Source organism: Pseudolactococcus yaeyamensis (assembly GCF_054658615.1).
In genome coordinates, this window is record NZ_BAAGGP010000094.1 from 1 (window position 1) to 9,356 (window position 9,356).

General features: G+C 39.7%; 7 protein-coding genes. 2 read left to right on the forward strand and 5 right to left on the reverse strand.

Annotated features, from left to right (window positions below):
- Window positions 1–175: 175 nt before the first annotated feature.
- From ACYQ21_RS13420 to ppdK, 5 genes are all read right to left on the reverse strand, one after another.
- Window positions 176–1,156 (reverse strand): sugar-binding transcriptional regulator, encoded by a 981-nt coding sequence (locus ACYQ21_RS13420; protein ID WP_460059010.1) that lies wholly within the window; start codon window positions 1,154–1,156, stop codon window positions 176–178.
- 196 nt (window positions 1,157–1,352) lie between these two features.
- The gene (locus tag ACYQ21_RS13425; RefSeq protein ID WP_460059011.1) at window positions 1,353–2,033 is read right to left on the reverse strand and encodes a fructose-6-phosphate aldolase; all 681 of its coding nucleotides are present in this window, start codon (window positions 2,031–2,033) and stop codon (window positions 1,353–1,355) included.
- A gap of 166 nt (window positions 2,034–2,199) precedes the next feature.
- Window positions 2,200–4,644 carry a glycyl radical protein gene (locus ACYQ21_RS13430; RefSeq protein ID WP_460059019.1) on the reverse strand — a complete coding sequence of 815 codons (2,445 nt, stop codon included), beginning with the start codon at window positions 4,642–4,644 and terminating at the stop codon, window positions 2,200–2,202.
- A gap of 182 nt (window positions 4,645–4,826) precedes the next feature.
- A complete protein-coding gene (locus ACYQ21_RS13435; RefSeq protein WP_460059012.1) occupies window positions 4,827–5,078 on the reverse strand; it encodes a hypothetical protein in 252 nt (83 codons plus the stop codon).
- A gap of 52 nt (window positions 5,079–5,130) precedes the next feature.
- Window positions 5,131–7,788, reverse strand: coding sequence for a pyruvate, phosphate dikinase (gene ppdK / locus ACYQ21_RS13440; protein WP_460059013.1), 2,658 nt, complete (start codon window positions 7,786–7,788; stop codon window positions 5,131–5,133).
- 162 nt (window positions 7,789–7,950) lie between these two features.
- Here ppdK and ACYQ21_RS13445 point away from each other — a divergent pair, with 162 nt between their 5' ends.
- Window positions 7,951–8,583 carry a helix-turn-helix transcriptional regulator gene (locus tag ACYQ21_RS13445; RefSeq protein ID WP_460059015.1) on the forward strand — a complete coding sequence of 211 codons (633 nt, stop codon included), beginning with the start codon at window positions 7,951–7,953 and terminating at the stop codon, window positions 8,581–8,583.
- Window positions 8,580–9,356, forward strand: a 777-nt coding sequence (locus tag ACYQ21_RS13450) for a pyruvate, water dikinase regulatory protein (RefSeq protein ID WP_460059017.1), incomplete at its 3' end; no start/stop codon positions are given. The genes ACYQ21_RS13445 and ACYQ21_RS13450, both read left to right, overlap by 4 nt.

Below are 9,356 nucleotides of genomic sequence, written 5' to 3' on the forward strand. Positions count from 1 at the left end.
TTCAAGGAGCTATCAAATACGCTCAAAAACACGGGTTCAATGTCGCTTAATTTTTTAGTAAGTCAAATAATACTTTTTGTGCGCCCTTTTTCTTGGGGCGCTTCTATTTTGAGTTTTTTTCAAACTTCCTCTTTCTTAACTGCTGTCATGACATTGGATGCCTGAAACATTCAGCTTATTTTGCTAAATAATTCTGTAGATACGGGTCATTGCAAATACTTAAAATTTCCAGTGCTGTTTCTTCATCTGTGATTAACACATTGATATATCCTTTTTTTAACATAGCCAAAATGGCTTTGGCTTTAGGTTTTGAACGGGCAATGCCGACTGATATTGGTACCTTAGCTAAGTCAGTCAACTCCATGCCTATCGTTCGCTCATAAAGACTGCCTTTAAGTACTTTACCATCTCCGTCAACGAAGCGACAACAACAATCACCTATGGCTTCTCGCAATTCCAAGTCTTCATAATCATCTGGTGTAATCAAATCACGCCATTGACTATCCCTAAACGTCAATTTTCCGCCGATACCGACAATCGCTAAATCCAACCTAGACCAATAATCGTTCAGCTCTGAAAAATATTTAGAATGGATAATCCCTTCTCGTAATGCTTTAGTTTCTTGCACAACGGTGGCATTGACAAATTGGCTACTCCCACCAAACTTTCTAGCCAGTTCATAGACCAAGGTGTTGACATGATATTGCGCGTTGACATGACTGGGTCCACCGACAATTGGCACAAAAATTGAGTGTGTATTTCTCCGATTTTCAATATGACTGATAGTTTGGGCGAGTGTTCGCCCCCAAGAAACACCGACAACTGAATTCTTCTCAAGTCTTTGTTTGATGAAGGCTGCCCCTGCTCTGGATAGTCCCTCATCTTTTTCCTGTTCACTGTCTTCAGGAGTTGTTGGAACTATTTGGACAAATTTCATGTGATATTTGGCTTGAAAATGTGTCTCTAAAGCATAAATTTTCGTATCAAAATCGCGTACATTAATCTCAACAATATCCTTTTCACGCGCTTCTTTGATTAATCGACTAATCGTTGTCCGATAAATTCCCAGTTTATCGGAAATCTCCTGCTGACTCATATCCTCTATATAGTACATATAAGCCACTTGTGATAAAAGTTTGTACTTGTCATCCTTCATTTGATTGCCTCTAATTCGTCTATTTGGCTTTAAGTTCGCCTGATAAGGACACAAAAATTGCACCCTTCGTCATTTAAATCATCATGAGTCAGCGTGCAATTTTTTCTATTTGGATAGATGTGAGATACTCGTTATCTTGATAAAATTGCACTTCCTTTCCCAAACACCGCTCATCAAAATGCTATTAGATAATAGCTCAAAGTGATGTGATCGTTGTGCCTTCGCCAAAACTAGCTTCCCAATCCGCAGTGAAATCAACAACCGCTTTCTGAATGGCTGGCATGGCAAGGGCAGAGTCCAATACATCGACACCGAAAGTTGAGGCTTGTGCCCCTGCTTCTAAAGCAGCATTGACTTGTCCGACATTTTTGAAACTAGCAGCCAAAATTTTTGACTTGCTACCTGTCCGCTCAATTTCAAGCGCCAACTCAGTCATCAATGCAACTGGATCAATATTTAAATTCTCCATGCGATTGAAATAAGGGGCAATATAGTCTGCACCAGCAGCAACGGCTAAATAGGCTTGGAATTTTGTATAAACAGCAGTTGCTGTAATCTTCACGCCTTCTTTTTTCAAAATTTTAATTGCTGCTAGACCATTTTCATTAACAGGAACTTTCACATAGACTTCCTTGTCAATGTTGTCTAAAATCGCATGCGCATCAGCAACAATGCCTGTCACATCTTGCGCGACAACTTGGACGTGCAAGGTTTTATCCAGACCGATAATCTCTCGAATGGCTTTCATGTGGTTGAAAAAGTTGATTTTACCTTCTTTTTTAACAATTGATGGATTAGAAGTGACACCAGCAATTGGTGCGATTGCCACATATTTTTTGATTTCAGCTAAATTAGCTGTGTCTAATAGAAACTCCATTTTCTTTACTCCCTTATTGATAAGATATGTTTTATTGCTTATAGCTTATCATTTTTTAATACTTTGATGTTTGCTATTGATAAGAGAACAGCTGACTTCTTGATATAGCAAGCATTTTTATTGCACAAAAATATTTATTGCACATTTGTGCATGCTTTACAAATTCTTACAAAACGTGTTCTGTTCTTTCAATGATATCATCTTGTGTTGCTTTTGATAAAACATTGAAAAATGCTGAGTAACCCGCCACCCGAACAATCAAATCACGATGTTTTTCTGGATGTTTCTGTGCATCAAGCAAGGTCTCGCGAGAGACTACATTGTATTGAATATGATAGCCATGCAAACGATTAAAGAAAGTCCGTAAAAGCATGACTAACTTTTGTTTGTCTTCGTCTTTCTCCAAGACTTGTGGATTGATTTTTTGATTTAATAAGACACCACCTGTAATTTCTTTGGTTGGCAATTTAGAAACACTTTTCAGGACAGAAGTTGGGCCTTTCTTATCCATGGCATGTGTTGGCGAACAGCCTTCAGCCAATGGTGTGGCTGCATTTCGACCATCTGGTGTTGCCATCGTGCCCTTGCCTTGACCGACATTTGCTGAAATTGAAGATGTCCCTGCATAACGTGTGCCACCAATTGGTCCACGACCAAAACGTGTGTTGGGATATTTCTTGACTTCATCAATATAGACATCATAGGCATCAACGACTAATTGGTCAACATAGTCATCATCATTGCCATATTTTGGTGCATCATATAAAAGTAAGTCTTGGATAGCTTGACCTTTTTCACCAGCAAAGTCATTTAACAAGGCTTCCCACAAATCACTAGGTGTTACGCGTTTTTCTTCAAACACGACTTTTTTGATGGCTGCCAAGGAATCTGCTAAGTTGGCAATCCCAACCTGTAAGCCACTGATGAAGTCATAGACAGCGCCGCCTTCTTTAATCGTTTTACCGCGACCAATACAATCTTCTGTCAAGGCTGAACACAAGACATCCGGCACATCTTCTTCCAATACCATATCAATCGCATTTTCGATAATCACACTATGGCGTGTGAAGTCACGAATAACATGATCCCAAGCTTTTTCGACTTCCGCATAGTTAGTCATATCCTTGAAATGGCCAAGTCCCTCAACAACTTGTATGCCTGTTTTAGGATCAACCCCATTATTCATAGCAATCAGTAATGTTTTAGGAAAATTGATGAAACTCATACCCGTACAACGATAGCCCCATTTGCCTGGAACTGCCGTTTCTACACAACCAATGGCGCTATAATTATAAGCATCTGTTTCACTGATACCACGGTCGATAAAGGATGGAATGATAATCTCATCATTATTGAAAGCAGGCATACCAATCCCAATTTTGATGACTTCGACGCATTCTCTCATGAATTTTTCGTCAAGTCCCGCATGATAGCGGACGGTCAAATTAGGCTGTGGTAATTTCGTTTGAGCCACACTACGTAAAATCAAGTAAGATAACTGATTAACAGCATCTTTTTTGTCTTTGGTTTGACCACCAATCGTCACATTTTGATACAAGGGGCTACCTGCACTAAACTGTGTATGTCCCCAACTGCGGATTTTGTTAATTGTTAAAGTTTTGACCCAAAGATTGGTCAAGATTTCAACAGCACCATCTTCTGTCATCGTCCCATTTTCAAGATCTCTTTGAAGGAAAGGATTGAGATATTGATCCATGCGACCGTAGGAAAGTGAATGACCATTTGACTCAATTTGCAAAATGAGTTGAATCATCCAAATGGATTGGACGGCTTCGTAGAAAGTATCAGCTTTACCATTTGGTACTTTACGTAAAATGCGTGCCATCTCTAGCAACTCTGCTTTGCGTTTAACATCTGTTGTTTCCTGTGCTTTATTTTCTGCCAACGTCACATAGCGTGCTGTAAATGTTTTGATTGCCTCAAGGACAATCAAAATGGCATCGTAGAAATACATTTTTTTCAGATTAGCAACGACTGTCAAATCAAGTTTTGCCTTTTCAGCTCTCGTTCTTGCTTCATAGTCTTGTAGACCTTTGGTAATCAAGTCTTCATAGCTGACTGCGATATGGGCATCTCCTGATGTGATATTCCCTTCCGCTTTGATAATCCCTAAATCATAGAATAGACGACTGACTTCTGGAATTGCTGCCAACCCCTTTTCTTTGGTTGTATTGTGTTGCCAGTAAGGGGCTATTTCACGTAATTGTGCTTTCGTTTCTTCTGTAATATAGAAAACATCACCGTCACGTTGTTCATATTCGTCCAATTCTGCAATGACCCAATCCATAGCATACTCTGGAAAAATCGGTGCCGAACGATTTTCAGATGCCTGATTGCCAAGGATTAAGGTATCATCTTCGATGTAAATCGTCATGTTTTCCAAAATGTTTTTCAACATATAAGCACGCTTTAAGACGACAGGCTGATCTTGATAATTTTGATAAGCCTGTGTTGCTAAAACGGCACGCTCAGCACAGACATAAGGTTTAGTCGTTAAAACGCTTTCACGATAACGCGCCACTCTATCTGTCAAATGACCAAAATACTCCGCTGTTTTTGCTGTTTTCTTTTCTGTCACGTTCACACTCATTTTCATCATCCTCTTTCGTTTGAAATGTTTTTTCTTTCTAACGAAAGTATATCATGCTTTTTTATCTCTGTCAATCATTTGGAAATCGAAGGACTAGGAAAATAACATTTTTCAGCTACATGCACAAATGTGCGAGATTTAAACAGGCCACTCCCCTTTTTGTAGGATGCTTCAAAACACAATTAAGCCAAATCAATTCCTAGAAGATTTAAAGTTTCTTTAATTGCCTTAATTTTCCTAGAGATATCAAGACAATTACTTCTCGTCATTGCAACTTCTTCTTCCCCAAGTCTGGTTGTGATTAACTTCGCACACAAAACCACATGGGCTTCTGGATAATCTCTTTGAAGTCTTGTCAACAAGTCCTGATAATAGGTTTCCAAACGCGTCAGCGCATAGTCATTTTCATATACCGTTCGCTCATTCATCATCATTTGATTTCTCCTTCCTGACCTTCTCGCCAGATGCTTTATTAGCTGTAAAAGTTTACACCGACATTGCTTCGTTTTGAGTATCTGGTTTGCTATCACGTATTTTAGCTTGTGCCGCAGCAATTCGTGCAATCGGTACACGGTAAGGGGAGCAAGAAACATAATCCAAACCAACGGCATGATAGAATTGGATCGATTCTGGGTCACCACCCGTCTCACCACAAACGCCTAACTTCATCTCTGGCTTCACTGACCTTGCTTTTTTAACGGCAAGGTCAATCAAACTTCCCACACCTCGCACATCTAAAGTTTGAAATGGATCGCATGGTAATAACTTTTTATCTAGATATTCCCCGATAAATTTGCCAGCATCATCACGAGAAAAACCATAAGTCATCTGAGTCAAATCATTGGTACCAAAGCTTGCGAAATCGGCTTCTGTTGCTATTTCATCAGCTGTCACACAGACTCTTGGAATCTCAATCATCGTGCCAATTTGACAGGACCACTCGATACCTGTTGTCGCAATAACATCAGCAACTGCCGCTTCAATCTGAGCTTTCACATAGGCTAATTCTGCCACTTCTGCTACCAATGGAATCATAATTTCGACGTTTGCCGTGACGCCTTTTTCCTGTTTTAAAGCAATCACGCTCTCAGCAATCGCTTGAGCTTGCATTCGGTAGATTTCTGGGAAGGTGACAGCTAATCGACACCCACGATGCCCCAACATTGGATTAACCTCGCGCAGATTTTCAATTCTTTGGGTGATATCGACGATAGATAGATTCAAATCAGCTGCCAAAATCTCGATTTCTTTAGCTGCTTGTGGTAAAAATTCATGTAAAGGGGGATCTAATAGTCGAACTGTGACAGGTTTGTCACGTGCCAAATTAAAAATTGCTCTAAAGTCTTCTTTTTGAATAGTTTTTAGGCTTGCCAAGGCCTGATGACGCGCCCTTTCTTCTGTGGATAAAATTAGCTTGCGCATATTCAAGAGACGTGTTTCTCCAAAGAACATATGCTCTGTTCTTGCTAAACCAATCCCAGTTGCACCAAAGTTGAAGGCTGCTTGAATATCACTAACCGTTTCTGCATTCGCTCTAACCGCTAGTTTAGCGATATCATCTCCCCATGCCAAGACCGTCTTCAAAGCTACGTTTTCATCGGCTTTTAGTGTCGCAATTTTTCCTAAGTATAGCTTTCCTGTTCGCCCATCAATGGAAACAGTAGTCCCCTCAAAGATTCTGTCACCATTGACCGCCTCAACGATTTTTTCTGTTTCGTTTATCGTCAATGTTGTACACCCCACCACACAACACACGCCCATGCCTCGCGCAACAACTGCTGCATGAGAGGTCATACCGCCACGGCTGGTGACGATGGCTTCACTCACCACCATCCCCTCAATATCCTCAGGTGAGGTTTCTGTTCGAAACAGAATCACCTTCTCGCCTTTTTCTTTGGCAAGTTTTGCGGCATCGCTATCGAAATAAACACGACCAGAAGCACAACCCGGACTTGCTGGCAAGCCTTTGCCAAATTCTTGATGTGTCAACACTTCTTGTTCATCAAAAACAGGATGTAGCAGGAAATTAATTTGTTCTGAATCCAATCGCAAAAGTGCTGTTTCCTTACTGATAATCCCAGCGTTTACAAGGTCAATGGCAATCTGAAAGGCAGCTTTAGCTGTTCGTTTACCGTTTCTCGTTTGCAAAATAAAGAGTCTTTTGTTTTCAATGGTAAATTCAATATCTTGCATGTCCTGATAATGATTTTCCAGTTTGGTCACAATGCTCTGAAATTCTTGATAGACTTCTGGCATCATTTGCTGCAATTCTGAGATATTTTTCGGTGTTCGAATACCTGCTACAACATCTTCTCCTTGCGCATTAAGCAGAAACTCGCCAAATAGCCCTTTTTCACCTGTCGATGGATTACGTGAAAAAGCTACGCCTGTCCCACTTTTTTCACCAGTATTGCCAAAGACCATTTCCTGAATATTGACTGCTGTGCCAAGCGATTCTGAAATATGATGCAGTTGACGATAAATCTTAGCTCGCGGATTCATCCAAGACTTAAAAACCGCTTCAATTGCCAAAAATAGTTGTTCTTCAGGATCTTGTGGAAATTCACGATCTAAGTGTTGGACATAAATCGTCTTATAAATTTTGATTAACTGCTGCCAATCAGCAGCTGATAGATCGGTGTCACTTTGATAACCATTGACCCGTTTTGTTTTTTCCAACTGTTCTTCAAAAACATTTTTAGGAATTTGAAAGACGACATCACCAAACATTTGTAATAAACGTCTATAACAGTCATAAGCAAAGACTGGATTGCCTGTTTTTTCTGCCATGACGTCAACAATCCGATCATTTAAACCTAAATTTAAAATCGTATCCATCATGCCGGGCATTGAAAACTTGGCACCACTTCTAACACTAACTAGCAAAGGATGCTTGGTATCATTGAAACTTTTCTGCGTTCTGATTGCCATGTCAGCTAAGGCAGTCTTTATCTGATTGATGATAAGATCTGGTAGCTTAAAGTCATTGGCAAGATAAGTCACACAAGCTTCTGTCGTAATGGTAAATCCGTCTGGAACTGGTAAACCTAAAGTAGACATCTCAGCTAAATTAGCACCTTTACCACCCAGTAAATCATTTTGTTCTTTAGAACCTTCCGAAAACTGATAAACAAATTTTGTCATACTAGACCTCTTCTCTAAAATGTGTTACACCAAAAGATATAACTTGATTATATAGCGTATCACATTAGCTGTCAAGACCTATATTTCTAAAAAAAATTCCAAAAATACACTATTTTATCATCAAATAGTGTATCATATAAATATAAAGAGGTGTAAACAAGAATGAAATTGACAACGAGACAAAAAGAAATCATCGAAATTGTTAAACATCACCAGCCCATCAGCGGCGAGAAGATTGCAGAAGCGTTTGGCCTTTCAAGGGCAACTTTACGAAGCGATTTTTCGATTTTAACCATGCTGGGTCTTTTGGAAGCACGTCCCAAAATCGGCTATCTCTATTCTGGTAAGTTGGTTGACTCCCTCTGGTATAAGGAACTTTACCATCAGACCATCTCTGATATCATCTTACAACCCTTAATCGTCACACAGGATTTATCTGTTCACGAAGCGATTACGATGATGTTTCTCCATGATATCGGGGCTATCTATGTTGGGGATAACAATAAACACTTATTAGGTGTGATATCTCGAAAAGATTTGCTGCGTGTCAGTATCACACATGCCAATCTAAACGACATTCCCGTTGCGATGATGATGACACGTGCAGCAAATATTGTCACAATCAAACCAGATGCTAGAATTATTGATGCAGGATTTTTATTAGACGAACACAAAGTTGATAGCTTACCGGTGCTTTCTGATGACCAACAAATCATTGGAAAGATAACGAAAACAACGCTGATGCGTTACTTCATCCAACACGGCTTAACAATGGAAAGAGAGGAAATCAATTGAAAGAAGCTAAAATATTTGTTATCTCTGACTCGATAGGAGAAACAGCGCAAAAAATTGTCCATGCTGTCTTAGCACAATTCCCTGATAATAAAAATCCTGAAATCACACGTTTTCCATTTGTCACAACTGCCGATTATTTATCCCAAATCTTGATTGATGCTTTATCTGAAAATTCGATTGTCGTAACGACTTTAGTTGATGACAACTTACGGTCAATTATCACACAATTTGCTTTGGAAACTGGTCTATCAGTCGTTGATTATATTAAGCCACTCAGTGATTTAGTCGCCCAACAAATTAATCAAAAACCGATTGGTCAGCCGGGTATTATTCACCAACTGGATCAAACCTACTTTAATCGCGTTGCTGCCATTGAATTTGCTGTCCGTTATGACGATGGTAAAGACCCTCGCGGCTTCAAGGATGCTGATCTCGTGCTATTAGGTATTTCGCGTACATCAAAGACACCTCTCAGTATGTATCTGGCCAATCACAATCTTAAAGTCGCAAATCTCCCCTTATTGCCAGAAATTCCTGTGCCAAAAGAAATTTATGATGTCCCCAAAAATAAATTGATTGGTCTCACGACAACGATTAGTAAACTGACCGAGATTCGTAATTATCGCTTGCAGGCTCTAGGTTTGCCAGAAGGATCAAACTATGCGACGATTGCACGAATTCAAGAAGAAATCAAATACGCTAACACGCTTTTTGAAGTTTTAAAATGTCCTGTTATTAATGTTGATAATCGCTCTATTGAAGAAATTGCTATG